Here is a 24,574-nt window from a genome sequence, read left to right as displayed (position 1 = left end):
GGGGCTCAGAGGCCCCGGAACGCCAGGACCAGCGCGCCGATGGCGATGCCCCACAAAGCCACGGTGGACCAGATCGCCCGGAGACGCTCATCCCGGGCGAACCGCTCCAGCCGGCGCGCATCGCCCGTGCCGGCCTCGTCGAGGCGGACCAGCACGCGCTTGAGCCGGGTCGCGAGGTCGGGGATATTGCCGACGACGTCGGAGACCACCCGCAGGGCCTCGAGGCCGCTCTGGGCGCGGCCCACCGGGCCCATGTTGCGGGCGATCCAGGCCCGCACCACCGGCTCGGCGGTGGTCCACATGTCGAGGCGCGGGTCGAGGGAGCGGGCGACGCCCTCCACCACCACCATGGTCTTCTGGAGCATCACCAACTCGGTCCGGGTGCTCATGTCGAACAGGGCGGTGATGTCGAACAGCAGGGTCAGCACCTTGGCCATCGAGATCTCGTCGGCCCGGCGCTGGTGGATCGGCTCGCCGATCGCCCGGATCGCCTGGGCGAAATCCTCGACGGAATGGTGGGCCGGCACGTAGCCCGCCTCGAAATGGACCTTCGCCACCCGGCGGTAGTCGCGCAGGATGAAGCCCAGCAAAATCTCGGCGAGGAACCGGCGCTCGTTCGCGCCGAGCCGGCCCATGATGCCGAAATCGACCGCCACCAGCCGGCCCTCGGCATCGACCAGCAGATTCCCCTGGTGCATGTCCGCGTGGAAGAACCCGTCGCGGATCGCCTGCCGCAAGAAGCTCTGGATCACGATGCGCCCGATCGCCTGCGGATCGTGCCCGGCGGCGGCGAGTTCGGCGGCGCTGTGCAGGCGGGTTCCCTCGATCCATTCGGCCGACAGCACCTCCCGGGCGGTCAATTCCCAATCGGGCTTGGGCACGCGGAAATCGGTATCGCCCCGGGTGTTCTCGGCGATCTCGGAGGCGGCCGCCGCCTCGAGGCGGAAATCCATCTCCATCAGGACGGAGCGGGCCAGGATCTCCACGACCTCGCGCGGGCGCAGCCGCTCGGCCTGCGGGGAGAGCGCGTGCACCACCCGGGCCATGAAGCGCATGACTTCGAGGTCGCGCATGAAGCGCTCCCGCACCCCCGGCCGCATCACCTTGACGGCGAGGATGCGCTGCGTCCCGTCGGCATCCTGCACCACGGCCTTGTGGACCTGCGCGATCGAGGCCGCCGCGATCGGCTCGCTGAACGACAGGAACAGGTCGTGGACCGGCTTGCCCAAGGCCGTCTCGACCACTTTCAGAGCGGTCGCCTGCGGGAAGGGCGGCACCCGATCCTGCAGCTTCTCCAGGTCGAAGGCCGCCCGCATGCCGACGATGTCGGGCCGGGTCGCCAGGAACTGGCCGAACTTCACGTAGGACGGGCCGAGCCGCGTCAGGGCCGCCGAGAGCCGGGCGGCCCCGTCGTCGAGGCCCGGCCGCTCCAGGGTGCGCCCGAGCCGCAGGGCGAGGCGCAGGTGCGGCGGCAGGTCCGACGGGTCGGCGAGGGCGAGCGCGCCCTCCCGGGCCAGCACGAAGCCGACCCGGGCACCGCGGAACAGGTTGATCGCGGCGCCGATCATCGATGAGGCGCCCAAGCGGTGACCGCCGCGCCGGGCCGCGCGTCCCCCCTGTGGCGACCGGCTCCGCAGGTTTGCGGCGCCGTGCAATCACAGGGTTGGCTGCGATCGCGCAGGTCGCCTCTCCCGTGCGCCAGAGGGACAGGGTGAGGGGCGCGCCCTCGCCGGAGGAGGCTCGGCCCGAACGCGCCGCGATGGTGGTCGCGATCCTGAGCCGTCCCGCCCCTCACCCCAACCCTCTCCCGCACGGGAGGGGGGGCATGTCGCGCTCGGCGATGGGTACCGGCGCGAAACCCGCGCAGGCCATCGCCCTCGTGGACAGGAGTCGGAGCTGGTGCAGGATGGATCCCGGCGGTCGCCTCTGCACCACCTCCACCCCTGACCCGTACGCACAAGGGGTAGCGGCGCGCGCTGATGGCCAAGATCAGGAGACCTTCCAGCCCGAATGGATCGCCACGACCCCGCCCGTGAGCGGCCGGTCGGTGACGTGGCGGAAGCCGGCGCGCTCGATCATCCCGGCGAAGGCGCCCCGGGTCGGGAATTTCCGGATCGATTCCACGAGATAGCGGTACGAATCCGCGTCGCCCGCCACCCGGGCGCCGATCCGCGGGATCACGTTGAACGAGTAGGCGTCGTAGATCCGGTCCAGCAGCGGGATGTCGACGGCGGAGAATTCGAGGCACAGGAAGCGTCCACCGGGCTTCAGCACCCGCCGCGCCTCGGCGAGGGCGACCTCGATCCGCGGCACGTTCCGGATGCCGAAGGCGATCGTGTAGGCGTCGAAGGCAGCGTCCGGCAGGGGCAGGCTCTCGGCATTTCCGGCGACGAAGGCGATCCGGTCGCCCGCGCCCTCGACCTTCTCCCGCGCCCGCTCCGCGCCGACGCGCAGCATCGATTCGTTGATGTCGAGCACCGTCACCCGGGTGCGCGGGCCGCCCGCGGCCAGGACCCGGAACGCCACGTCACCGGTCCCGCCGGCGACGTCGAGATGCGCGAAGGGCCGGCCATGCGGCGGCCGCAGCATCGAGACGAGCTGCGCCTTCCAGGCCCGGTGCAGGCCCGCCGACATCAGGTCGTTCATGATGTCGTAGCGGCGGGCGACCGAGTGGAAAACGCTGTCGACGCGCCCCTGCTTCTCGTCGAGCGCCACGCGCTCAAAGCCGAAATCCGCGCTCGCGCGCTCGGATGTCCCGTCGCCGGCCTTCATGACGCTCCCGTTCCTCGATCGGCGCGTCATAGCGAAGGTCGCGCCCGTTCGCTATGCGTCACGGACGGTCGGGCAGCGAGCCCGGTGCCGCGACGCGCCCGCGTCCCCCTTAGCGGACGCGGCTCCGGAGGGCGTCGGCCACCACCGAGGCCATGGCGCGCGTGCCGATGGGGTTCGTGTCCGGGCCGGCAATGTCGGCCGTGCGCGCACCGCCGGCCAGGGCGTCGGTGATGGCGCCGTCCAGGGCGTCCGCGGCCTCGCCGAGGCCGAAGGAGTAGCGCAGGCACATGGTCAGCGAGCCGATCATGGCGATGGGGTTCGCCTTGTCCTGGCCGGCGATGTCCGGGGCCGAGCCGTGGCAGGGCTCGTAGAGCGCCCGGCGCACGCCGCTCGCATCGACCGCGCCCAGCGAGGCCGAGGGCAGCATGCCGAGCGAGCCCGTGAGCATCGCGGCGAGGTCGGACAGGACGTCGCCGAACAGGTTGTCGGTCACCAGCACGTCGAATTGCTTGGGCCGTCGCACGAGCTGCATGGCGCAGTTGTCGGCCAGCACGTGCTCCAGTTCGATGTCGGCGTAGTGCTCGGCATGAACCTTGGTGACGACCTCCTTCCACAGCACGCCGGACTTCATCACGTTGTGCTTCTCGGCCGAGGCGACCCGGCCGGAGCGCTTGCCCGCCAGATCGAAGGCCACGCGGGCGATCCGCTCGATCTCGGCCGTGGTGTAGACCTGCGTGTCCACGGCCCGCTTGGAGCCGTCCGGCAGCGTGGTGATCTCTTTCGGTTCGCCGAAATAGACGCCGCCGGTGAGCTCGCGCACGATCATGATGTCGAGGCCCTCGACCAGCTCACGCTTAAGCGCGGAGGCCTCGGCGAGCGCCGGGTAGCAGATCGCCGGGCGCAGGTTGGCGAACAGCTCCAGATCCTTGCGCAGGCGCAGCAGACCGGCCTCGGGGCGGTTCTCGTAGGCGACGCCGGCCCATTTCGGGCCGCCGACCGCGCCGAGCAGGATCGCGTCCGCATCCCTGGCCCGCCCCAGGGTCGCGTCCGAGAGCGGGCTGCCATGGGCATCGAGGGCGCAGCCGCCGACGAGGTCGGTCTCGGTCTCGAACGCGGCGAGCCCGGTCTCCTTGAGGGCGTCCAGCACGACCTGCAGGCCGCCCGCGACCTCGGGGCCGATCCCGTCGCCGGGCAGGAGCAGGAGCTTGTAGCTGGCCATGGACGGTCTCGCGGGTTCTCTCGGTGGGCCGGGCGGCTTTATCGAGGGCGCACCGCGATTGGCAAGGCGCCCGCGTCGCGGCCGCCCTTGTGTTTGGGCCACGCGGGCGCTACCTCTGCCGCCCACCGCGCGGGTGCTGCATCACGCCGTCCGCGCTTCACCCGGGAGAGACGAGCCTTGGCCAGAGCCGGCTCAGCGACCGAGACCGCCCGCGCCGTCCTCACGGCGCCGCGGTCGCGTGCGCGTCGTGCCGGGCTTCGTCTTCCGCTTCTGCTTACCCGCCCCTGAGGGCCGTCCGGGCGCGCGCGCCTGGGCCTTCAGGGGATCGTCTGCACTCGCGACTCTCAGCCCCCCGGGGGCACCATGCCGCCCCGAGCCCAGTGCCGGGCGGCCCGCGACAGGGTAACGCCATGACATCGTCCACCAGCACCGCTCCGGCCCGCGACCGCATCGTGATCTTCGACACCACGCTGCGCGACGGCGAGCAATGCCCCGGCGCCACCATGACCTTCGACGAGAAGCTCGCGGTGGCCGAACTCCTCGACGCGATGGGCGTCGACATCATCGAGGCCGGCTTCCCGATCGCCTCCGTGGGTGATTTCGAGGCGGTGTCGGAGATCGCCCGGCGCACCAAGCGCGCCACCATCGCGGGCCTCGCCCGGGCGATCCCCGCCGACATCGCCCGGGCCGGCGAGGCCGTGCGCCACGCCAAACGCGCGCGGATCCACACCTTCGTGTCGACCTCGCCGATCCACCTCGCGCACCAGATGCGCAAGAGCCAGGACGAGGTGGTCGAGATCATCCTGAAGACCGTGGCCCAGGCCCGCGACCTCGTGGAGGACGTGGAATGGTCGGCCATGGACGCGACCCGCACCCCCCTCGACTACCTGTGCCGCTGCGTCGAGGCGGCAATCAAGGCCGGCGCCACGACGATCAACCTGCCCGACACGGTGGGCTACGCCACGCCCAACGAGTATCGTGACATGTTCGCCAGCGTGCGTGAGCGGGTGCCGAACGCCGATAAAGCGGTGTTCTCGGTCCATTGCCACAACGACCTGGGGCTCGCCATCGCCAACTCGCTCGCCGGGATCGAGGGCGGCGCCCGCCAGGTCGAGTGCACGATCAACGGCATCGGCGAGCGGGCCGGCAACGCCGCGCTGGAAGAGATCGTCATGGCGTTGCGCACCCGCGCCGACGTGCTGCCCTACGAGACCGGCGTCGAATCGACGATGCTGACCCGCGCCTCGAAGCTCGTGAGCCACGCCACCAACTTCCCGGTGCAGTTCAACAAGGCGATCGTCGGCCGCAACGCCTTCGCGCACGAGAGCGGCATCCACCAGGACGGGATGCTCAAGAATTCCGAGACCTACGAGATCATGACCCCGGCCTCGGTCGGCCTGTCCAAGACCTCCCTGGTGATGGGCAAGCATTCGGGCCGGGCAGCCTTCCGCTCCAAGCTCGACGATCTCGGCCTGCACCTCTCCGACAACCAGTTCCAGGACGCGTTCGAGCGTTTCAAGGCGCTCGCCGACCGCAAGAAGCACGTCTACGACGAGGACATCGAGGCGCTGGTCGACGAGAACCTCGCCACGGCGCACGACCGGTTCCGGCTGGTTTCCCTCTCGGTCATCGCCGGCACCCGCGGCCCGCAGCGGGCGACGTTGCGCATCGCCGACGAGACCGGCACGCGGATCGAGGAGGCCGACGGCAACGGGCCGGTCGACGCGGTGTTCAACGCGATCACCGCGCTGGTGCCGCACACGGCCGAGTTGGAGCTGTATCAGGTCCACGCCGTGACCGGCGGCACCGATGCCCAGGCCGAGGTCTCGGTGCGCCTGCGCGACGGCGAGCGCAGCGTCACCGCCCGCGGGGCCGACCCGGACACCCTGGTGGCCTCGGCCAAGGCGTATCTCTCGGCGCTGAACAAGCTCGCGGCCCACGCCGTGCGCGTGCATGCGCAGCATGCCGCGGCGGAATGAGAAAATCCGCGGCCGGGGGTGGACAGTCCCCGGCCGCGTTGGTATCAGCCCGCCACCCCGACGGACTTGGTGGCCGCCGGGGCGGATCGCGGACGCGATCGGGCGCATAGCTCAGTTGGTAGAGCAGCTGACTCTTAATCAGCGGGTCCTAGGTTCGAACCCTAGTGCGCCCACCATGACTTACAGACACGATGACCGTTGCGGATCCCGCAGATTGCTGCGGATACGCGCACCGTTGATGCCGCGGACGTGAGCGTCGGCATCGCACCTCGCTTTTTTCGGCCGGTCGGCAAGACCTGAACCCCGAGCCTCGAGGAGCCCGCCATCGTCGCCCTGCGGACCGCCGCTCTCCTCTGCTGCGCCCTGACGCTCGGCGGATGCCTGGGTCCGGCAGCGACGGCGCCGCCCGCCCTGGGTGCTCCGCCGAGGGCGGCCTCGACCGTGGCCCTTCCGCGCAGCACCGAGCCCGGGCAGTTGCTGAGGCCCGGCCTCGGGGCGGCCGCCGGGACCGGCGTGGACCCCGCGGCCCAGCTCGATGCCTCGATGCGCGAACGAGCCGCCTGGGCACCGCTGCGCGCGGGCGCAGTCGACCGGCCGGCCCTGGTCGCGGCCCGCAAGGGGAGCCGGTCAGGTTCCGGGGACGCGGCCGATCCGAACGGCATGGTCAGCACGCCGCCCGCTGCCGAAGCCCGGCCCGGCTCCCAGGCCCGGAACGCGAGCGCCACCATGGATCGCCTCGAGCGCGAGGGGCAGCAAACCGCCAAGCCAATCTGCGGCGGCTGCTGACCACGGCACGGTTCCGCGCCGACGCGACGTCTCCAGGCGACGGATCCGGCGCGCGCCCCGGTCGGCGGCAGGCCTGAGACGGCGCCGCGCTCGTGTGCCGGAGCACGCCAATCCCGAACGGACGCGCTTACATCGGTGCCATGCCGCGAACACCGACGCGGACCCGATGGAGCCGACCGATGACCTTCACCACCCGCCTCACCCTCGCCGCCGCCGTCGCCGTGGCGACCGTCGCCGTCCTGGCCGGCACCTATGCCGAGATGCTCGACCGCGCTCTGCCGATGCATTTCGTCTGATCCCGCCGATGCGGATCGGATGAGCCTCATCATCCGACGCGCCGCCACCGGATGGCGGCGCAGCCGGACCTCAGGGGGATCGGACCATGAACTGGATCCTGCACAGGGTGGTCGACGGGGCGTTTCAGGTCGCCGACAGGCTCGACGGCCTGATCGTGGAAGCAATCCTCGGCTTCGGGGCTGCCGCACCGATGATCGGCGATCGGGGCGACGACGCGACCCTCAGCCCGCCCGGTCCGAACGAGGCGGTGGCGCCGCGCGGAATCGGATCGCGACCGTGACGTGGTCGACCGATGATCCCACCACGCGGAGATGACGCCCTGAAATGCCTCGCGGGCGCATCGGCGGCCCGACGCGCGGCGCTGGCCTTCGCCCCGTCCGGCGCCGAGGCGCGCGGGTCGGCTACGGTCTGGCCGGCTATCCCTACGGGCGCGACCCGCACGATGGCACCGCCGGTTCTCACGGGCCTCCCGGCAATGATCGGTGCTCCGACGGATAGGGGTACTGCGGATACTGACCGGTCCGCGGCTGCGCCTCCGCCCGGCATCGGCCGGGCGGGGCTTCTCAACACCTATCATCGGCGCCGAAGCCGGCCCGCCGGGTCAGCGGCCGGTCGAGCCGGGCTTCGCGCCGGATCCGGCATCGTTCGCGCCCGTGCTGTTGGTGGTCCCGGAGCGGCTCAGCGACCCGGTCGACGGTCCGCTGCCCTTCGCCCCCGGCGTCGAGCCGGAACCGGCATCGTTCGGACCGGTGCTGTTGGCGGTCCCGGACCGGCTCATGCCGCTGCCGGTCTCGGCCGCCAGGGCGGGACTCGCGGCGGCGAGGAGGCCGGCGAGCGTGAGGGTAATGAGCTTCATGGCGTATGCTCCTCCGTTGCCGACGATCGTGCGCGGAACGCCGCCGCCGGTCCCGAGGGAAACACCGGGTCCGGGGTTGCTGTTCCTGGCCCCGGGGCCCGCGCGGCAGCCATACCAGACCGGATAGGCGGTCAAGATCGCCCTGCGGGCGAAGCCGCCCGCATCCGCGACACGATGTGGGCGAGGGCCCATGCCGGCCGGGGCAGACCATCGGAGCCGGTCCCGGCAGAGTCGATCGTGGCGGGTGGACGGGACCCGATCGACGCCGCGCACCCCTTACGGTGAGCTCAGCGGAGGATGGGGTTCTGCCCCGTGCCCGGCCCGGCATCCGACTGCGAATTCGCACCCGTCACCCGCCAGACCGTGCCGCCGGCATCGTCGGCGATGAGGAGGGCGCCGTGGCTGTCGACGGCGAGGCCGACCGGCCGCCCCTTCGCCTCGCGCCCGTCGGTCACGAACCCGGTGACCACGTCCCGGGCCTTGCCGGAGGGCTTGCCGTTCTCGAAGGGGATGTAGACCACCTTGTAGCCGTTCAGCGGGTTCCGGTCCCAGCTCCCGTGCTCACCCACGAAGGCGCCGCCGTGGTAGGTCTGGGGCAGGGCGGACCCCGTGTAGAAGGTCATCCCGAGCGGGGCCACGTGTGAGCTCAGGGAATAGTCGGGCATGATCGCCGCGGCGACCAGGTCGGGGCGCTGGGGCATCACCCGGGGATCGACGTGCTGGCCCCAGTAGCTGTACGGCCAGCCGTAGAAGCCGCCATCCTTCACCGAGGTCATGTAGTCGGGCACGAGATCGGGCCCGAGTTCGTCGCGCTCGTTCACCACGCACCAGAGCGTCCCGGTCTGCGGCTCGAAGGTCAGGCCGTTCGGATTGCGCAGGCCGGTGGCGTAGAGCCGGTGCGCGCCGGTCGCCCGGTCGATCTCCCAGATCGCCGCCCGGTCCTTCTCCTCGTCGATGCCGTTCTCGGTGACGTTGCTGTTCGATCCGACACCGGCATAGAGCTTGGTCCCGTCGGGACTCGCGGTCAGACTCTTGGTCCAATGATGGTTGATGTGGCCCGCCGGCAGCTCCGTGAGCTTGACGCCGGGTTGCGTGATCGTCGTCGCGCCGGTCGTGTAGGGATAGCGCATCACCGCGTCGGTATCGGCGACGTAGAGGTCGTTGCCGACCAGCACCATCCCGAAGGGTGAGTTCTGCTTGTCGAGGAGGACGGAGCGCTGTTCCGGCACGCCGTCGCCGTCCGCGTCCCGCAACAGCGTGATGCGCTGACCGGGCGTCTCGACGGAATGCGACTTCGCCTCCAGCCAGCCCATGATGATCTCCTTGGGCCGGTTGATCGGCGGCGTCGGGCCGCCGCTCTCCGCCACGAGGATGTCGCCGTTCGGCAGGACCAGGATCGAGCGCGGATTCTTCAGGCCGGTGGCGAGCGCCTTCACCTGGAGTCCCGGGGCGACCTGCGGCGTCTCCCCGTCCTTCCAGCCGACGGCGCTGGAGACGTGCATCGGCGGAAGCAGATACTGGTGCGGTTCGGGCAGGGGCGGGTTCGGCCCGACCTGGGTCTGCGGATCGATGGGATCCGGCCCGCAGGCGGAGAGCGGCAGCAGGAGCGCGGCGGCGAGGATCTGTCGACGGCGGGTCATGCCCGGTCTCCCATTCGTACGCTGACTCCGTGGCGGTGAACCAGGGCCGCCCCGCTCCACCCGGTGACCAGCAGGATCAGCACCACCGCGCTCGACAGGAGCAGCCCGGTGGGCACGACGGACGTGTAGGCGTCCCGGCTGTGCACGAAGACATTGACGATGCTGAGCCCCAGCGCCACGGCATTGCCGGCGGCGTGGATCCAGGCGGTCCGGAGTTGCCGGATGCGGCGGTCGCCGAAGAAATCGACCAGACCGGCGAGCACCGCCAGGGCCGAAACGATCAGCCCGACGCTCAGGAGCCAGGCGGAAAAATTCGCCCACTGCATGTTGGCGGTGAGCCAGTAGGCGATGTCGGTCACCCAGGTCCCGAGGAAACACACGATCGGGATCGGGACCAGCATCGCGTGGATCGGGTGTCCGGCGACCTGGGCGGTCGCGTGCGGAGGGGTCTGAACCAATCTGGGATCCTCGTCGCACGAACCGGCCGCGCGGTGTTTGATCTACCGTCGGTCTCCGCAATTGTTCCGGAACCGACACCCGGTCCGGGGCAAGCCCGGATCACGGACGCGTGTCGAACGCGGCTGCAGCCGTTTCAGGGCCCGGCGCGCCGGCATTCGCGGCGCGTGCTTGAGCACACCGAGAATCAGCGCGGCCTGCGGCACCGGGATCGGGTCGATCGCCAGGCCGACGCCGCTCGAATGCCCCGAACGCCGCTGCGCTCCGAACCCCCGGCCTACCACGTTTCGAGGATGCCGAATCCTTACGAACCGTCAGAACGTTATTGCCGGCATCACTATTGCCCAAATGCCCAGGCATCGCCATTTCTTGTCTCTAAACCGGACAAGCGGTGGATCGCAGTCCAGGATTGAGCCAATGGCGTCCGGAACACTTGTAAAGCCGCTCGATGTCGGGGGTCCGATCAGCCGCCGCGCTGCCGCGCTGGCCAACGCGAAGTGGTTCCGCGCCCTCGCCTGGCGGACCCTGCGGGACGGCGGCCCCCAGGCCGAACTCCGGGCCGCCAATGCACGGGCCGCGGCGCGTATCATCCTCAAGCAGGCCAAGCGGGAGGCGGTGGTCGCCAGCCTGGCACGCGCGGCGCTCGAAGGCCACGTCTGAGCCGACCTCTGCCCCATGGAGCAGAGGCGGTTCGGCGTCGCCGGCAATGCGCCGTTCCCACCCGCCGCGCGGGCAGGAACGGCGCGCATCGCTCAGCGCTTGAACTTGCCGTCGTACTTGAACTCGGGGGCGGCCTTCAGCTGATCCTTGCTGGCGCCGATGATCGCCTTCCACTTCTTCGCGTCGGCGTCGTAGCCGAGCGCGATCGAGGCGGGCGAGACCGCGACGTAGTGCTCGCCCATCCCGAGGAAGCCGCCGACCGAGACGATGTAGCCGACGAGCTTCTCGTGCTCGATCGCGAGATCCTTGATCTCGCCGACGGTGTTGTTCTGCGCATCCGTCACGTTGAGGCCGATCAGGTTGTAGCTGAGGACCGCGTCCTGGGGGACCGACTCGAACTTCGGCGCGACGGTCGCGGGCGCGTCCTTGGCGGCGAGGGCAGGTCCGGTCAGGGCAGCGGCGGCGAGGGCAGCGAGGACGAGGCGGCGCATCGAGACATCTCCAGAAACCCGAAATGGGTGGCTTGTAAGCCCGCAGCCGCCGCATCGTTCCGGCGCGGCACAGAAATGTTAACGCCCAACACATGGAACCTGTGCGCAGCGGCGCGGCACCGTACCGATTGGGGGCCAGGACAGTTCGGTGGTCGCGCCGGTCGTCGTCCCTGGCTGGCGCGCGCCACCCGTGTCACGCCGCCGGGCCTGACCGGGAGGGTTGCGTGGCGAGACGTTCGAGTCAGACGGTATCGGCGCAGCGCGGCACCGCGGGGCCCTGGATCGACGGGCTCATCGGCGTCGCCATCTTCAGCGCCTCGCTGGTGGCCACGCGCCTCGCGCTGACCGGGATGGACGCGCTGTTCCTCAGCGCGGCCCGGGCCGCCCTGGCAGGCCTCGCCGGGGCGGCCGCGCTCGCGGCCTTCCGCGAGAAACGGCCCCGCGGCGGCGACATGCCGGCGCTCGCCATCGTGGCCGCGGGGGTGGTGGTCGGCTTCCCGCTGCTCACGGCGCTCGCCCTGCGGACGGTCGGGGCCGCCCACGGCACGGTCTTCGTCGGGCTGCTGCCGCTCGCCACCGCATTGTTCGGGGCCCTCCGCTCGGGGGAGCGGCCGTCCCGGGCCTTCTGGCTGCTGTCGCTCTGCGGCGCGCTGGTCACCGTCGGCTTCGCCGCGCGGGGGCTCGACGGACCGCCGGGGCCCGGCGACGCCCTGATGCTCGCCGCGATCCTGGTCTGCGGCCTCGGCTATGCCGAGGGTGGCGTCCTGGCCCGGCGGCTCGGCGGCTGGCAGGTGATCGCCTGGGCCACGGTCCTGTCGCTGCCTGTGAGCCTGCCGCTGGCCCTGATCCTGAGCCCGGCCGAGCCCGCGGCGATCCCGATGCCGGCCTGGGCGGGCCTCGCCTACGTGGCGCTGTTCAGCATGCTGATCGGGTTCGTGTTCTGGTACCGGGCGCTGGCCCGGGGCGGGATCGCCGCGATCGGCCAGCTCCAGCTGCTGCAGCCGTTCCTCGGCCTCGGCGTCGCCGCCCTCGTGCTGGGCGAGCGGATCGAACCCGCGATGATCGGCGCCGCCGCGGCGGTCGCGCTCTGCGTGGCGCTGGCGCGGCGGTTCGCCTGACGGGACGTCGGGCCGCCCTCAGCCCGACTTGGCCACGACCTCGATGTCCCGGTCCAGCCCGCTCTCGACCTTGAACTCGCGGGTGTAGACCTGCCCGTCATGGCGGGCGATCAGCACGTAGTCGCCCTCGGCCAGGGTCACCTGCGGGAACGCCCCGATCGCCTCGCGGATCGTGTCGCCGCCGGGCGTCAGGACGGAGAATGCCGTGCCGGCGAAGGCCTCCGCCCCGGGCGCCGCCACGAGCTTGAGGGTCACCGTGGCGGCACGGTGGTTGAGGGTCGCCTCCGTGACCTTGCCGTTCTCGACCCGGAGGTCGGCGCGCTGGATGGCGTTCGACTCCCCGTAGGTCGACACCACGTGGTAGGTGCCTTCGGGCAGCCGCAGCAATTCGCCGGCCTTGATGCCCGCGCGCACGAGCCGGCCCTCGGAATTGGTCCCCACCGGCACGAAGACCGAGAACGACAGCTCGGCGGGGGCGATCTTCTGGTCGCCGACGGCGCCCGACAGCTTCAGGGCGCCGGCCGCGACGCGCAGGGTGTCGGTGATCGGCTGGCCCGCCATGACGATCCGCTTCGACGCGCTGGCGAAGCCGTAGGTCACGGTGGCGACGTAGGAACCGGACGCGAGGGTGAAGTGCGGCTCCGCCTCGGTCGAGCGTGCCACGATCGACGGCCGGGTGCCGTCGCCGCGATCCTCGTAGATCCGCCATGAGAGGCCCTGGCGCAGCGCGACCCCGGGTCCCGACAGGAGCGCCGACAGGGACAGCGGCGCCTCCGGCTCGATGGCCGGGAGGGCGGGCGGCAGGTCCGGGGTCGTGATCGACGGGGAGGGCAGGGGACCGCCGAGGCGATTCTGAAGGGGATCCTGCGCGCGCGCGGGCGTGAGACCGGCTCCCGTCACGAGAATCGCCAACATCGTCGCGGCAAGCCTCGTGCCCATCGATCGGCCCCTCTCCCATCTGCCCCGCGGCGCACCGGACGGGGTTCCGTCGGCGGATCGCCCGCCGCCTGTGCCTCCGGACCATGGCGACGGCAAGGCCGCCCTTCCAACGGGGACCCGCGCATGCCACATCCCGGCCGGGACGCGATACCGGGACGGAGCCCATGACCGCCACCCTCGATCTCCTGAAGACCCGCCGCTCGGTGCCGCCGCCGCTGCTGGACGAGCCCGGCCCGGACCGGGTGCAGCTCGAGACGATCCTTGCGGCGGCCTCCCGCGTGCCCGATCACGGCAAGCTGGCGCCCTGGCGCTTCCTCGTGATCGCCGGCGCGGCGCGGGACCGGGTCGGCGCACTCATCGCCGACGCCTTCGCGGCGGACAATCCGGATGCCGCCCCCGAGCGCCTGGCGCAGGAGCGGGCCCGGCTGACCCATGCCCCCCTCGTCGTCGCGGTGGTGTCGCGCGCCGCGCCGCACGTGAAGATCCCCGAATGGGAGCAGGTGCTCTCCGCGGGGGCCGCCACCATGAACCTCGTGATCGCAGCCAACGCGGCCGGCTTCGCCACCTCCTGGCTGACGGAGTGGTTCGCCTACGACCGCCGCGTCCTCGACGCGCTGGGCCTGGCCCCCTGGGAGAAGCTCGCGGGCTTCGTCCATATCGGCCAAGCCCGCGAGGTGCCCGCCGATCGCCCGCGGCCGGCGCTGGACGAGGTCGTCACCTACCTCTGAGCCCGCGCGTGCCGGGATCCTTCGCGCTCCAGCGCGGCGTGGGATTGGCTGAAGGAGGTATTCCCGCCGGAGAAGCGGGGCCACCAACGCTGCGCCTCTCCCGCCCTTCGCTGTGGGCTACCGGATTCCCGAATCTCGGCCGGGGCCTGCTCTCCTCCCCCCTGCGGGGAGGAGCCGGAGGTGGGGGTCGTACAGAATCGAGCGTCCTGGTGCCTTCTGCACCACCCCCACCCCTGACCCTCCCCGCAAGGGGGAGGGGAAAGCATTTTCTCCTCAAGGCGTTGGCGTTACGTATGGACGGGGCAATCCGGTAGCTACAGCGGGCGCTTGGCGGGTCTCCGCGGCAGGTTCTCGCCAGCGGCGGACGTGACAGCGCTGCCGCCGGAGAGGCGCAACCATCGTCGCCTTGCGGGATCGATCCGGCGATCGGACTCCATCGCGCAGCGTTCGATCGCGATCATGCGTTAAGGACGGTCTGCGTCGCTGCCGGCCGGTCCACGCTGGGCCGGCAGCGCTTTGGAGAGGCCGCCCGTGCATTACGATCTCGACGTCCCGCGGGAGGCGCGCGCGCTTCCGCACAACCCGCTCAAGGCGATCGTCGCGCCCCGGCCGATCGGCTGGATCAGCGCCATGAGCCGCGACGGCAAGCTCAACCTCGCGCCCTACTCGTTCTTCAATGCCGTGGCCGACAACATGGTCGCGTTCTCGTCCTCGGGCCGCAAGGACGCCATGACCTTCGCCGAGGAGGGCAAGGAATTCGTCTGCAACCTCGCCACCTGGGACCTGCGCGACGGGATGAACGATTCCTCGGCGCCGCTGCCGCGCGGGGAGAGCGAATTCGCCTTCGCCAACCTCGCCACCGCCCCGTCGCACAAGGTGCGCCCGCCCCGGGTCGCGGCCTCGCCGGCCGCCCTCGAATGCCGGTGGCTGCAGACCGTCCCGCTGGTGCCGCTCGACGGCGGCGAGGCCGAGAACTTCCTGGTCATCGGCCAGGTGGTCTCGATCTATGTCGACGCGGCCTACGTGAAGGACGGGATGGTCGATACCGGCGCGATGCACCCGATCATGCGCGGCGGATACTTCGACTACTTTCAGGCGACGGCGGACACGCGGTTCCAGATGCGCCGGCCGAAGGGGGCGGGCGAGTTCTCGGGATCCTGAAACCGGACTTGTTCCGTCACGGGCGATTGAGGACTTGTTTACCATAGCGGGCGCAGGTTCCAGCTGTCTTCAGCCCCTGCGCGCGCCCGGATGTTCCTGTTCACCACGCCGTCCAGCCCTCCGGAGAGCCCGCCGCCCCAGGCGCGGGCGATGCCGGGGACGGCCGCCACCGCGCCGGTGGTCCAGGCGATCCGCGACGGGGCGATGGCGAGCGGGGTCGGCTTCGACTACCTGCTCGCCACGGCCCGGCGGGAATCCGCCCTCGACCCCGCCGCCAAGGCCGGCACCTCCTCGGCAACCGGGCTGTTCCAGTTCATTGAGCAAACCTGGCTCGGCGTCATGAAGAATGCCGGGCCGAAGCTCGGCCTTCAGGTGCAGGCCGACGCCATCACCCGGCAGGCGGACGGCACCTACGCGGTGGCCGATGCGGGACAGAAGCAGGCGATCCTCGACCTGCGCCGCGATCCAAAAGTCTCGGCGACGCTCGCCGGTGCCCTGACCCAGCAGAACGCCGAGGCGTTGTCCGGGGCGCTCGGCCGGGAGCCGACCCCGGGCGACCTCTACGCAGCGCATGTCCTCGGCGCCAAGGGCGCCGCCGCCCTGATCTCGACCGCGCGCGCCTTTCCCGCCCGCGCCGCCGCCCTCGACCTGCCCGAGGCGGCCGCCGCCAACCGCGCGCTGTTCTACGACCGCACGGGCCGGCCGCGGAGCGCCGCCGAACTCTACGCCAGCCTCGCGGCGGCCGCGCAGGGGGCCGCGGCCACCGATCTCACCGCCCTGCGCCAGGACGGCGCCGCGGCGCCGCAGGCGGTCTCGGCCTATGCGAGCGTCGCGACGGGCTTCGGCGGCACCAGCGACCTGCGCAGCCTGTTCCAGACCGATCAGCGCGGGGCCGTCACGGATGCCGCGGCGCGGCTCTGGCAGGAGCGCAATGCGGCGCAGCCGGCCGGCCATGCCGCGCCGACCTACTTCCCGCGCTCCGCGTCGGAGCCCCCGCCGGCCGCCTCCGTTCCGGAGCCGGTCACGACGGGCGCGCTCGCCGCACCCGCGGCGACGCCGCCCGGCAGCGCCCTCGTCAACCCGCCGCTGCCGCCGCAGCGCCCGGCGGAACTCGCCGCGGCGCGTCCCGCGACCGGCGCCAGGAACAGCCTGTTCGCACCCCGGAGCGGTCCATGATCATCCGCGAGTTCCTAGCCTGGACGCAGAACGCCTCCGCCAGCCAGCGCGCCGAGGCCACCGCGGTCCTGACGCGGGCCTATCTCTACGGCAATCTCGCCGCGGACCAGGCCTGGGAGGCCAAGACCGCGCTGCTCAGCCTCCTGGACGACCCGTCGCCGCTGGTCCGCCGGGCCCTGGCCGAGGCCTGCGCGTCCTCCGCGCGCACGCCCCGCCCCCTGGTGGTCGCGCTGTCCTGCGACGTGCCCGAGGTCGCCCGGCTGGTGCTGGCACGCTCGCCGGTGCTGACCGACGCCGACCTCGTGGACGCGGCCGCGCTCGGCGACGAGACGACGCGTGCGGTCATCGCCGCCCGCCATCACCTGTCGCACGCGGTCTCGGGGGCGCTGGCCGAGATCGGCGCGCTCGACACGCTGGTGGCGCTCGCCCGCAACCCGACGGCGAAGATCACCGCGGGCCGCATGCTGCGCATGATCGAGCGCAGCGGTGCGGAGGCGCCGCTCCGCGAAGCGCTGCTGGCCCGGGCCGACCTGCCTCCGGAGGTGCGCCACGCGATCGGCCTCGCGGTGGCGCAGGCCCTGTCCGGCTTCGTCACCCACCGGGGCTGGCTCGGCGGCGAGCGCTGCGACCGGCTGCGCCGGGAGGCCGGCGAGCGCGTGGCCCTCGACGCCTGCGCGGGTTCCGGGGCGGCCGGCGTCGCCCGGCTCGTCGCGCATCTGCGCACGACCCACCAGCTCACCGCCGGCCTGATCCTCCGCGCCGTGCTGTCCGGGCGGACCGACTTCACCCTCGCGGCCCTGGCCGACCTGTCCGGCCAGGACCATGCCGGCGTCGCCCGGGCCCTGCGCGATCCCCGGAGCTTCGCCGACCTGCACCAGCGGGCCGGCCTCCCGGACGCGCTGCTGCCGGCGATGCAGGCCGCCCTCGCGGCCTGGCAGGACGTGGCCCGCCGGGGGACGCCCGTCCGCGGGGCCGGCCTGTCCCGGCGGATCATCGAATGCGCCATCGGCGCCTGCGACAGCCTGCCGGGCGCGGACATGCAGCCGGTCCTCGTTCTCCTCAACCGCTACGAGGCCGAGGCCGCCCGCGACGAGGCCCGGGAGGCCGCCCGGGCGATCGCGGCCGAGGCGGCGGCGCGCGAGACCGCGCGCCGCAACGCCCAGGTGGCGGACGCCGCCTGGCGCGCCGCCTTGGCGAGCCAGAGCCGGACCGCCTTCGCACCGCCGGCCGAGGCCGCCGAGACCGGTGCCGTCGCGAATGCCGAACCGCACAACCCCGTCGGGGCGATCCTGGACGCGCTGCCGGAGCAGATCCTGGCCTGGTACCGGACCGAGGAGCCGGCGGTGGACCCGGCGACTCAGGCCGCGACGGAGGTGGTTCTGGATAGCCTGGGCGACAGCCTGCTGGATCAGTTCCGCATCAGCCGCGGCCTCGATGCCTCCCCGGCGGATGGACGCGAGCCGGACAAGGTTGTCCGGGTCGCCGCCTGATCGGACCGCCGCCGGCGGCCCCGCCGCCGGTGCCCGCGACCCGCTGTCGAGCCGCTACTCGGCCGCCCTGTGTGCCACGCCGTCCGCCGCGTCCGCGAAGCCGTAGCGGTCGATGCTGTCCTCCAGGCGCAGGGCGGCGTTGATCAGCGCCATGTGGGAGAAGCCCTGCGGGGTGTTTCCGCGCTGCTCCCCGGTGACCGGGTCGATCTCCTCGGCAAACAGCCCGACATCGTTGCCCCGGGCGATCAGCCGCTCGAAGACCGCCTTGGCCTCGGCGGTCCGGCCGTCGAGGGCGAGGCAGCCGACCCGCCAGAACGCGCAGGCCGTGAACGTGCCCTCGTCGCCCGTCAGCCCGTCATCCATGCGGTAGCGGTAGATCAGGTCGCCGACGCCGAGTTCCCGCTCCACGGCGGCCAGCGTCGCGCGCATCCGCGGATCCTTCGGATCCAGGGCCCCGAACAGGGCGACACGCAGGACCGCGGCGTCGAGATGGTGCGACTCGTAGGCGCCGACATAGGCCCGCTTCTCGGCGTTCCAGCCCCGGTCGAGATACTCCGCCCGGACCTCGGCGGCGACGCGCTCCCATTCCCGGATCTTCGCCTCGGGGACTCCCGAAATGTTGCGGGCGATCCGGGCCGCGTCCGTGAGCGCCACCCAGATCATCGCCTTGGAATGGAGCTGCTGGCGCGGCCCCGTGCGCAGCTCCCAGATGCCGTTGTCCGCGTCGTGCCGGTGGCGGATCGCGCGGGCGGTGAGGTTGTCGAGCACCTCCGGCAGGCGGTCGTTGACCTTCTCCGGCGGATCGTAATCCACGGCCTCCAGGAAGACGCAGAGCGCCCGCAGCAGCTCGCCGTAGATGTCGTGCTGATCCTGGTCCTCGGCGAGGTTGCCGATCACCACCGGCCGCACGCCGTTCCAGCCGGCGAGGTGGTCGAGTTCCTCCTCCGGCGGGATGTCGTCGGCGACGCCGTACATCAGCCGCGTCTCACGCCCATAGGTGCCGTCGCGCTCCCGCAGGAAGCGCAGGAACTCGGAGGCCTCGCGCACGTAGCCGAGCATCACGAAGGCCGTGACGGTGAACGCGGCGTCGCGCATCCAGGTGAACCGGTAATCGTAGTTGCGGTCCCCCGGCACGGCCTCCGGCAGCCCCGCGGTCGCCGCCGCCACGATGCCGCCGGAGGGCGAGTAGGTCAGCAGCTTCAGGCACAGCGCCGAGCGCATCACCGCGTCGCGATAGGCGCCGCGATAGGTGCTGCGGGCGCTCCAGCGGCGCCAGTAATCCTCGGTCAGATCGAGGCGGCGCTGGGCGCCGGCGTGATCGTCGATGGCGGCGTCCTCCCGGTCCTCCCCGTGGGTGAGGACCAGGTAGGCGGTCTCGCCCTCGGATAGCTGGAACCGGATCTCGGCCTCGTCCCCGATCAGCGTCGGCCGCGGATGCGCGTTGACCCGCAGCCGGCAATCGCCGGCCTCGAACAGCACGGAGGGGCCCTCGACGATGGGCGTGCACGGGCGGCGCGCGTAGTCGAAGGTCGGGCGCACCCGGAATGCCCCGGTCACCGTCCCGGTCACGCAGGTGAGCAGCCGGATCAGCCGGCTCTCACCCTCGCCGTCCGGGCCCTCGTCCGGTTCCGGGCTCGGGGGGTTCACCGGCATCACGTCGACGAGGCGCGCCTGCCCGGTCCTGGTGGTGAAGCTCGTCTCGAGGATGTTGGTTTCGGGCAGGTAGCGGCGCGCCGTCCCGGTGAGCCCGTCGAACGCGACGCTGCAGGCGCCGCCTGTCTCGTCGTCGAGGAGCTTCACGAACAGGGCCGGCGAATCGTGGCGCGGCCAGCACAGCCAGTCGATCGAACCGTCGCGGGCGATCAGCGCGCAGGAATGGGTGTCGCCGATGAGGGCGTAGTCGCTGATGGGCTTTGACACGGGGGGTTCCGGATGGCGGCCTCACCCGTCACACCGGGCGAACGCTGATCCGTGAGGTAGCCAGGCCGCGCCGGGCGGGGAGTCCGGCTCGACGATTCGCCGCAGGGCGGCCAGATCCCGGAGCAGATCCGCGGGAAACACGCGCTTACAAATTGGTTTCGCCAGACACCTTCGAATAATCGTCGGTTCGGGGCATGATGGCCCGATGATGCAGGCTGAATCGCACACAGACTCCGTCGCGACGACGACACCGTCGACACCCCACATCCTCGTCGTAGAGGACGATCGGGAGATCTCGACCCTGATCGCGCGCTATCTGCGCGGCAACGATTGCCGCGTGACGCTCGCGGGCGACGGGACCGACATGGACCATGCGCTGGCGGAATCGCGCATCGATCTGATCGTCCTGGACCTGATGCTCCCGGGGGAGGATGGGCTCAGCCTGTGCCGGCGCCTGCGGGATTCGTCGCAGATCCCGATTCTGATCCTGACGGCGAAGTCCGAGGATGTCGACCGGATCCTCGGGTTGGAACTCGGCGCCGACGATTACCTGGCCAAGCCGTTCAACCCGCGGGAGCTGCTCGCCCGCATCCGCGCGATCCTGCGCCGGGTCGCCGCCGAGGCGCCCGACACCGACGAGCGCCGCCGCCTGCATTTCTCCGGCTGGACCCTCGACGTCTCCCTGCGGCAGGTGCTGTCGCCCGAGGGCGCGCGCATCGCCATCACCGGGGCGGAGTTCGACCTCCTCCACGCCCTCTGCCTGCGGCCCGGACGGGTCCTGTCGCGCGACCAGCTCCTGGATCTGACCCAGGGCCGCGCCGCCGGCCCGTTCGAGCGCAGCATCGACGTGCTGATCTCGCGCATCCGCCAGAAGATCGAGCGCGATACCCGCAACCCCGAATTCATCCGGACGATCCGCTCGGGCGGCTACCTGTTCACGCCGGAGGTCACGCGCTCATGAGCGTGCTGCGGCGGCTGCGCGCCCGGATGCGACCGGCGACCATCGCGGGCCAGATCGCGCTGCTCGTCGTGGCCGGCATCGCGGTGGCGCATGTGGTGGCGACCGCCGCGTTCCTGCTGCTGCACGAATCCCAGAACCCGGACACCCTGCCGGGGGTCGCGGCCAGCCGCCTCGGGACGCTGGCGCGGCTCCTCGACGTGGTCGATCCGGCCGCCCGGCCGGCTCTGCTCGCCAGCGGCCGCAGCCTGCCGCTGATCCATGTCGAGGCCTGGGACGGGGAGGCGCCGCCCGGCGCCAAGCCGGTCCCGGATCTTCCGGTCATCCACCGGCTCCGGAACGGGGCCGGGCGTCCGGTGCAGATCATCGACCTGTCCGCCGGCGACACCGACGCGGAGAAGGCGGACGGACGGCTGCATGTCGGAATCGTCACGGCCGGCGGCGCGATGCTGCAGGCGACGCTGCCGAACGATCCGCTCCGGGCGCCGAAGCAGGGCGCCCTGATCTTCACCGTCGTGTTCCTGGCGCTGACCCTGGCGCTGCTCTGCGTCTGGGCGACCCGGGCGCTCACGGCGCCGCTGAAGCGGCTCGCCGGCGCCGCGGAGGCCTTCGGAACCCGGGACGATCACGTGGCCCTGCCGGAGGCGGGCCCGCGCGAGGTGCTCGCCGTCTCCCGGGCGCTCGACCGGATGCGGTCGCGGGTGCGCCGGCTGATCGACGACCGCACGCAGATGCTCGCGGCGATCAGCCACGACCTGCGCACGCCGATCACCCGGCTGCGCCTCCGCGCCGAATTCATCGAGGACGACCACGCCCGGGCCGCCACACTGCGCGATTTGGACCAGATGAACGGCCTGGTCGAGGCGGCCCTGTCCTTCGTGCGCGACGGTCAGGCCCGGGACGCGAGCAGCTTCACCCTGGTCGATCTCGCCTCGGTCGTGCAGACGGTCTGCGACGATTTCTCGGATTTCGGCGCGCCGGTGCGCGTCGGCAAAAGCCGCCACGTCCTCGTCCAGGGGCGCCCCGAGGAATTGCAGCGGGCGGTGACGAACCTCGTGGACAACGCCGTGAAGTACGGCGGCCGGGCGGAGGTCCACATGGAATCCTCCGAGCGCGGGGTCCGTATCTGCGTGCTCGACCCCGGCCCGGGGATCCCGGAGGCCGAGCGGGAGGCGATGCTGCAGCCCTTCGTCCGCGGCGACCGGGCCCGCAACCTCAACGAGGCGCGGGGTTTCGGCCTCGGCCTGTCGATCGTTCAGGCCATCGTCGAGGCGCATAACGGCCGGTTGATTCTGGAGAACGGCCGCGCGGGCGGCCTCAGCGCCGTGATCGAGCTGCCCCTGGCCGCCCAGATCTTCGCGGGGCAGGCGGCGCAGAAGGCCGCCCCGGTTCCCGCCGAGGCGGCCTGACGCCACCCGCCGCCGAAACCCGGCGGCCGCCTGTCGGAAGCCGGTCCGAGCCCCCGATCCGATGCCGCCGAACCGGGGTCCGCTTCGGCGGCGCGTGCCCTAAGCCGCCCGGATGTTGCGCAGGAACTGCGCGACCTCGCCGCGGAGCTGCTCCGCGCGCGCCGCCAGGGCGTCCGAGGCCTGCGCCACCGATGCGGCGGCCTCCCCGGCATCGTCCGCGACCCGGGCGACCTCCGCGATATCGGCGGTCATCAGGCCGGTGCCGGTGGAGGCTTGCCCCATGCTGCGGACGATGTCCTGCGTCGTGGCGCCCTGCTGGTCCACGGCGGCGGCGATGCCGGTCGAGACCTGATTCATGGCCTCGATCTGCGAGGCGACGCCCTGGATCGCCCCGACGGCGTCGCCGGTGACGGTCTGGATCGACGCCACCTGCCGGCCGATCTCCTCCGTGGCGCGGCTCGTCTGGGGGGCCAGTTCCTTGACCTCTGCGGCCACCACCGCGAAGCCCCTTCCGGCCTCGCCGGCCCTGGCCGCCTCGATCGTCGCGTTGAGCGCCAGCAGGTTCGTCTGTCCGGCGATCGTCGAGACCATCCCGACCACGTCGCCGATCCGGGTCGCGGCGGCGGCGAGATCGGTCATCGTCTGCTCGGCCCGCCGGGCCTCGCCAACCGCATTGGCCGACATGCCGGTCGCCTGCTCGACCTGCCGGCCGATCTCCCGCACGGTCGCACCGAGTTCCTCGGCGGCGGCGGCGGCGGCGACGGCGTTGACGTTGTCGGATGTCTGCCGCGCCGCGCTGGCGACGCTGGTCGAGCGCTCGGAGGTCCCGGCGACCGCGACCCGCATGGCGCCGGACGCGTCCTGGAGCGACGACACGGCCCCCGTCAGGCCCTCGGCGATCCCGCCCACCGAGCGCTCGAACCCGTCGGCGAGGTCCCGCAGCATGGTGCGCCGGTTCTGTTCCTCGCGCAGGCGCACGGCCTCCGTCGTTTGCAACTGCTGCGCGGCATCCTCCAGGGACATGTCGCGGATCGTCACCACGGCGCGGGCGATGTCGCCGATCTCGTCCCGGCGCCGGATCCCGGCCACGTCCGTGAGTGGCTGACGGTCGGCGAGCGCCTTCAGGGCGCGGGTGAGGGCGCCCAGCGGCGCCACGATCGAGCGCGCGAGCAGCAGGCCGAGCGCCGCCGTCGCGGCCAGGATGCACAGACCGGTCAGGATCAGGATGCGCGAGAGCGCCCGGACCGACGCAATCGCTTCGGCCTCGGTCTGCTCCGCCACCACAGTCCAGGGCGCCCCCAGCACGCTGAGCGCGGAGGCCGCTGCCATGTGCGGTCCGTCCGCGGCCGGGAAGGTGAGGCTGCCCTCCGCCTTGATCCGATCGGGGGCGATCCCGAGCAGCGTGACGGCGCCTCCGGCCTTCACCGTGGGGTTCAGCGGCGGATCGCTGCGCAGGAGCCCGTCCCCACCCGCCGCGAAGACCTGTCCGGTCTCGCCCAGGCCGGTCCGTTTGGCCAGCGTCTGATCGAACACCGCCGGGGTGACCCGCATGATGACGGTGCCGATCCGCTCCGCCGCCTGCGCGGTCCCCATGGCGACATTGGCGCGCTTGGTCATGGCGCGACCGATGAAGGCGGCCGGAACGCCATCGACCGGATAGGCGGCGAAATCCTCGAACAGGACCGTGCCCGGATCGGCCGTTTCGAGGCGCTTGAGGAGGCGGGCGAGACCGGTCTGCGCCAGATCCGGATCGGCGACCGACTTGGCGAAATCCGCGCCCTTCGTTGTGGTGTAGACGATCCGGCCGTTCTGATCCACGAACATGAGGTCCGCGTAGCCGGCCTGGGCGACGAGCTTGCGTGCCACGTCCTGCACCTTGACGTGCCGGCGCGCGTACATCGCGCTCAGGCCGGTGCCGTCGAGGGCGACCCGCGCCTCGACCGTCTGCGGCGCGCGGAACGCCTCGATGACGGCCGCCACCTCGGGCTTGGCGGGATCCAGGGTCTCGATCAGGTCGGGAAAGTTCGACACGATCTGCGGATGCGCCGCGACCGCCAGGAAGTCGGCCTGCATCCGATCCGCCACCAGCTCGATGCCGTCCCGGCGGGCCGCGGCGGCCAGTTGCAGGCGGTCCTGGGCCGCGCTCATCAGCCCGGACCGGGCCGTGTACCAGCTGAATCCGCCCATTGCGGTGGCGCTGAGCAGCGCCAGGCCGACGGTCATCGCGGGGAGACGCACGCTCAAACGGGACAGAAGCGTCATGGCAACCTTGAATAGTCTTAGATAGAGAAGCTCTGCTGCCTTCCCACAATAATCCTAATTTTCTGTGACACCATTGTCGGGCGCCGGCCACCATGAAACAATGCAGCCTGTTGAATTTCAAATAAAGATGCCTATAGATGCGATTAACCGGCGTTTTTTACTCGGAGCAAGGGTTGTAATTACTCAGCTAAACATGATGTTATGTATCAGGACTACGATGTTTAGACATCGGCGCGGGAAGCCGCGACAGGCCCCCT

General features: G+C 71.6%; 21 protein-coding genes and 1 tRNA gene. 12 read left to right on the top strand and 10 right to left on the bottom strand.

What is annotated here, in order from left to right:
- Nucleotides 1-5 precede the first annotated feature (5 nt).
- From ubiB to leuB, 3 genes are all read right to left on the bottom strand, one after another.
- Entirely contained in the window at nt 6-1,568 is a 1,563-nt protein-coding gene (ubiB, locus tag MKK69_RS10020; RefSeq protein WP_243967623.1) for a 2-polyprenylphenol 6-hydroxylase, read from the bottom strand.
- Between the two features lie 421 nt (nt 1,569-1,989).
- Nucleotides 1,990-2,772 carry a bifunctional demethylmenaquinone methyltransferase/2-methoxy-6-polyprenyl-1,4-benzoquinol methylase UbiE gene (ubiE, locus tag MKK69_RS10015; RefSeq protein WP_243967622.1) on the bottom strand — a complete coding sequence of 261 codons (783 nt, stop codon included), beginning with the start codon at nt 2,770-2,772 and terminating at the stop codon, nt 1,990-1,992.
- Nucleotides 2,773-2,881: 109 nt separating this feature from the next.
- Nucleotides 2,882-3,991, bottom strand: a complete 1,110-nt coding sequence (leuB, locus tag MKK69_RS10010; protein ID WP_243967621.1) for a 3-isopropylmalate dehydrogenase — start codon at nt 3,989-3,991, stop codon at nt 2,882-2,884.
- Nucleotides 3,992-4,401: 410 nt separating this feature from the next.
- On the opposite strand from leuB, the gene MKK69_RS10005 reads away from it, so the two are divergent.
- The 4 genes from MKK69_RS10005 (at nt 4,402) to MKK69_RS09990 (ending at nt 7,333) form a co-directional block, all read left to right on the top strand.
- Complete coding sequence (locus tag MKK69_RS10005; RefSeq protein ID WP_243967620.1) at nt 4,402-5,970, top strand: 2-isopropylmalate synthase; 1,569 nt, start codon at nt 4,402-4,404, stop codon at nt 5,968-5,970.
- 100 nt (nt 5,971-6,070) lie between these two features.
- A tRNA-Lys gene (locus MKK69_RS10000) sits at nt 6,071-6,146 on the top strand.
- Between the two features lie 265 nt (nt 6,147-6,411).
- Nucleotides 6,412-6,756, top strand: a complete 345-nt coding sequence (locus tag MKK69_RS09995) for a hypothetical protein (protein WP_243967619.1) — start codon at nt 6,412-6,414, stop codon at nt 6,754-6,756.
- Nucleotides 6,757-7,138: 382 nt separating this feature from the next.
- The gene (locus tag MKK69_RS09990) at nt 7,139-7,333 is read left to right on the top strand and encodes a hypothetical protein (RefSeq protein ID WP_243967618.1); all 195 of its coding nucleotides are present in this window, start codon (nt 7,139-7,141) and stop codon (nt 7,331-7,333) included.
- A 321-nt stretch (nt 7,334-7,654) separates the two neighbouring features.
- Here MKK69_RS09990 and MKK69_RS09985 read toward each other — a convergent pair whose 3' ends face one another.
- From MKK69_RS09985 to MKK69_RS09975, 3 genes are all read right to left on the bottom strand, one after another.
- Entirely contained in the window at nt 7,655-7,909 is a 255-nt protein-coding gene (locus MKK69_RS09985; RefSeq protein WP_243967617.1) for a hypothetical protein, read from the bottom strand.
- 287 nt (nt 7,910-8,196) lie between these two features.
- Nucleotides 8,197-9,549 (bottom strand): PQQ-dependent sugar dehydrogenase, encoded by a 1,353-nt coding sequence (locus MKK69_RS09980; protein ID WP_243967615.1) that lies wholly within the window; start codon nt 9,547-9,549, stop codon nt 8,197-8,199.
- A complete protein-coding gene (locus tag MKK69_RS09975; protein ID WP_243967645.1) occupies nt 9,546-9,950 on the bottom strand; it encodes a DUF2231 domain-containing protein in 405 nt (134 codons plus the stop codon). The genes MKK69_RS09980 and MKK69_RS09975 overlap by 4 nt, the downstream gene beginning before the upstream one ends.
- A gap of 472 nt (nt 9,951-10,422) precedes the next feature.
- Between MKK69_RS09975 and MKK69_RS09970 the strand changes: the two genes are divergently transcribed.
- Nucleotides 10,423-10,665, top strand: a complete 243-nt coding sequence (locus MKK69_RS09970) for a hypothetical protein (protein ID WP_243967614.1) — start codon at nt 10,423-10,425, stop codon at nt 10,663-10,665.
- A 92-nt stretch (nt 10,666-10,757) separates the two neighbouring features.
- On the opposite strand, the gene MKK69_RS09965 is transcribed toward MKK69_RS09970, so the two are convergent.
- The gene (locus tag MKK69_RS09965) at nt 10,758-11,156 is read right to left on the bottom strand and encodes a PRC-barrel domain-containing protein (RefSeq protein ID WP_243967613.1); all 399 of its coding nucleotides are present in this window, start codon (nt 11,154-11,156) and stop codon (nt 10,758-10,760) included.
- 224 nt (nt 11,157-11,380) lie between these two features.
- Between MKK69_RS09965 and MKK69_RS09960 the strand changes: the two genes are divergently transcribed.
- Nucleotides 11,381-12,274 carry a DMT family transporter gene (locus MKK69_RS09960; protein WP_243967612.1) on the top strand — a complete coding sequence of 298 codons (894 nt, stop codon included), beginning with the start codon at nt 11,381-11,383 and terminating at the stop codon, nt 12,272-12,274.
- Nucleotides 12,275-12,292: 18 nt separating this feature from the next.
- Here MKK69_RS09960 and MKK69_RS09955 read toward each other — a convergent pair whose 3' ends face one another.
- A complete protein-coding gene (locus MKK69_RS09955) occupies nt 12,293-13,213 on the bottom strand; it encodes a hypothetical protein (protein WP_243967611.1) in 921 nt (306 codons plus the stop codon).
- A gap of 164 nt (nt 13,214-13,377) precedes the next feature.
- On the opposite strand from MKK69_RS09955, the gene MKK69_RS09950 reads away from it, so the two are divergent.
- The 4 genes from MKK69_RS09950 (at nt 13,378) to MKK69_RS30970 (ending at nt 17,768) form a co-directional block, all read left to right on the top strand.
- Entirely contained in the window at nt 13,378-13,941 is a 564-nt protein-coding gene (locus MKK69_RS09950; RefSeq protein ID WP_243967610.1) for a nitroreductase, read from the top strand.
- A gap of 531 nt (nt 13,942-14,472) precedes the next feature.
- On the top strand, nt 14,473-15,102 hold the full coding sequence (locus MKK69_RS09945; protein ID WP_243967609.1) for a flavin reductase family protein: 630 nt from the start codon (nt 14,473-14,475) through the stop codon (nt 15,100-15,102).
- Nucleotides 15,103-15,192: 90 nt separating this feature from the next.
- On the top strand, nt 15,193-16,278 hold the full coding sequence (locus MKK69_RS09940; protein ID WP_243967608.1) for a lytic transglycosylase domain-containing protein: 1,086 nt from the start codon (nt 15,193-15,195) through the stop codon (nt 16,276-16,278).
- Entirely contained in the window at nt 16,275-17,768 is a 1,494-nt protein-coding gene (locus MKK69_RS30970) for a DUF2336 domain-containing protein (RefSeq protein ID WP_279598288.1), read from the top strand. Before MKK69_RS09940 ends, MKK69_RS30970 begins: the two co-directional genes overlap by 4 nt.
- Before the next feature lie 54 nt (nt 17,769-17,822).
- On the opposite strand, the gene MKK69_RS09930 is transcribed toward MKK69_RS30970, so the two are convergent.
- Nucleotides 17,823-19,688, bottom strand: coding sequence for a glycoside hydrolase family 15 protein (locus MKK69_RS09930; RefSeq protein WP_243967606.1), 1,866 nt, complete (start codon nt 19,686-19,688; stop codon nt 17,823-17,825).
- 205 nt (nt 19,689-19,893) lie between these two features.
- On the opposite strand from MKK69_RS09930, the gene MKK69_RS09925 reads away from it, so the two are divergent.
- Nucleotides 19,894-20,649 carry a response regulator gene (locus tag MKK69_RS09925; RefSeq protein ID WP_243967605.1) on the top strand — a complete coding sequence of 252 codons (756 nt, stop codon included), beginning with the start codon at nt 19,894-19,896 and terminating at the stop codon, nt 20,647-20,649.
- The gene (locus MKK69_RS09920; RefSeq protein WP_243967604.1) at nt 20,646-22,055 is read left to right on the top strand and encodes an ATP-binding protein; all 1,410 of its coding nucleotides are present in this window, start codon (nt 20,646-20,648) and stop codon (nt 22,053-22,055) included. The genes MKK69_RS09925 and MKK69_RS09920 overlap by 4 nt, the downstream gene beginning before the upstream one ends.
- A gap of 99 nt (nt 22,056-22,154) precedes the next feature.
- On the opposite strand, the gene MKK69_RS09915 is transcribed toward MKK69_RS09920, so the two are convergent.
- Nucleotides 22,155-24,317 carry a methyl-accepting chemotaxis protein gene (locus MKK69_RS09915; RefSeq protein WP_243967603.1) on the bottom strand — a complete coding sequence of 721 codons (2,163 nt, stop codon included), beginning with the start codon at nt 24,315-24,317 and terminating at the stop codon, nt 22,155-22,157.
- Nucleotides 24,318-24,574: the final 257 nt, after the last annotated feature.

Source organism: Methylobacterium sp. J-026, assembly GCF_022829585.1.
Lineage (GTDB): Bacteria > Pseudomonadota > Alphaproteobacteria > Rhizobiales > Beijerinckiaceae > Methylobacterium.
Note: the sequence above shows the minus strand (reverse complement) of the source record. Positions and strands in the feature narration are given on the sequence as shown.

Coding starts and splice junctions, on each gene's coding strand:
- ubiB (WP_243967623.1), bottom strand. CDS start 1,568: ATGATCGGCGCCGCGATCAACCTGTTCCGCGGTGCCCGGGTCGGCTTC.
- ubiE (WP_243967622.1), bottom strand. CDS start 2,772: ATGAAGGCCGGCGACGGGACATCCGAGCGCGCGAGCGCGGATTTCGGC.
- leuB (WP_243967621.1), bottom strand. CDS start 3,991: ATGGCCAGCTACAAGCTCCTGCTCCTGCCCGGCGACGGGATCGGCCCC.
- MKK69_RS10005 (WP_243967620.1), top strand. CDS start 4,402: ATGACATCGTCCACCAGCACCGCTCCGGCCCGCGACCGCATCGTGATC.
- MKK69_RS09990 (WP_243967618.1), top strand. CDS start 7,139: ATGAACTGGATCCTGCACAGGGTGGTCGACGGGGCGTTTCAGGTCGCC.
- MKK69_RS09985 (WP_243967617.1), bottom strand. CDS start 7,909: ATGAAGCTCATTACCCTCACGCTCGCCGGCCTCCTCGCCGCCGCGAGT.
- MKK69_RS09980 (WP_243967615.1), bottom strand. CDS start 9,549: ATGACCCGCCGTCGACAGATCCTCGCCGCCGCGCTCCTGCTGCCGCTC.
- MKK69_RS09975 (WP_243967645.1), bottom strand. CDS start 9,950: ATGCTGGTCCCGATCCCGATCGTGTGTTTCCTCGGGACCTGGGTGACC.
- MKK69_RS09970 (WP_243967614.1), top strand. CDS start 10,423: ATGGCGTCCGGAACACTTGTAAAGCCGCTCGATGTCGGGGGTCCGATC.
- MKK69_RS09965 (WP_243967613.1), bottom strand. CDS start 11,156: ATGCGCCGCCTCGTCCTCGCTGCCCTCGCCGCCGCTGCCCTGACCGGA.
- MKK69_RS09955 (WP_243967611.1), bottom strand. CDS start 13,213: ATGGGCACGAGGCTTGCCGCGACGATGTTGGCGATTCTCGTGACGGGA.
- MKK69_RS09950 (WP_243967610.1), top strand. CDS start 13,378: ATGACCGCCACCCTCGATCTCCTGAAGACCCGCCGCTCGGTGCCGCCG.
- MKK69_RS09940 (WP_243967608.1), top strand. CDS start 15,193: ATGTTCCTGTTCACCACGCCGTCCAGCCCTCCGGAGAGCCCGCCGCCC.
- MKK69_RS30970 (WP_279598288.1), top strand. CDS start 16,275: ATGATCATCCGCGAGTTCCTAGCCTGGACGCAGAACGCCTCCGCCAGC.
- MKK69_RS09925 (WP_243967605.1), top strand. CDS start 19,894: ATGATGCAGGCTGAATCGCACACAGACTCCGTCGCGACGACGACACCG.
- MKK69_RS09920 (WP_243967604.1), top strand. CDS start 20,646: ATGAGCGTGCTGCGGCGGCTGCGCGCCCGGATGCGACCGGCGACCATC.
- MKK69_RS09915 (WP_243967603.1), bottom strand. CDS start 24,317: ATGACGCTTCTGTCCCGTTTGAGCGTGCGTCTCCCCGCGATGACCGTC.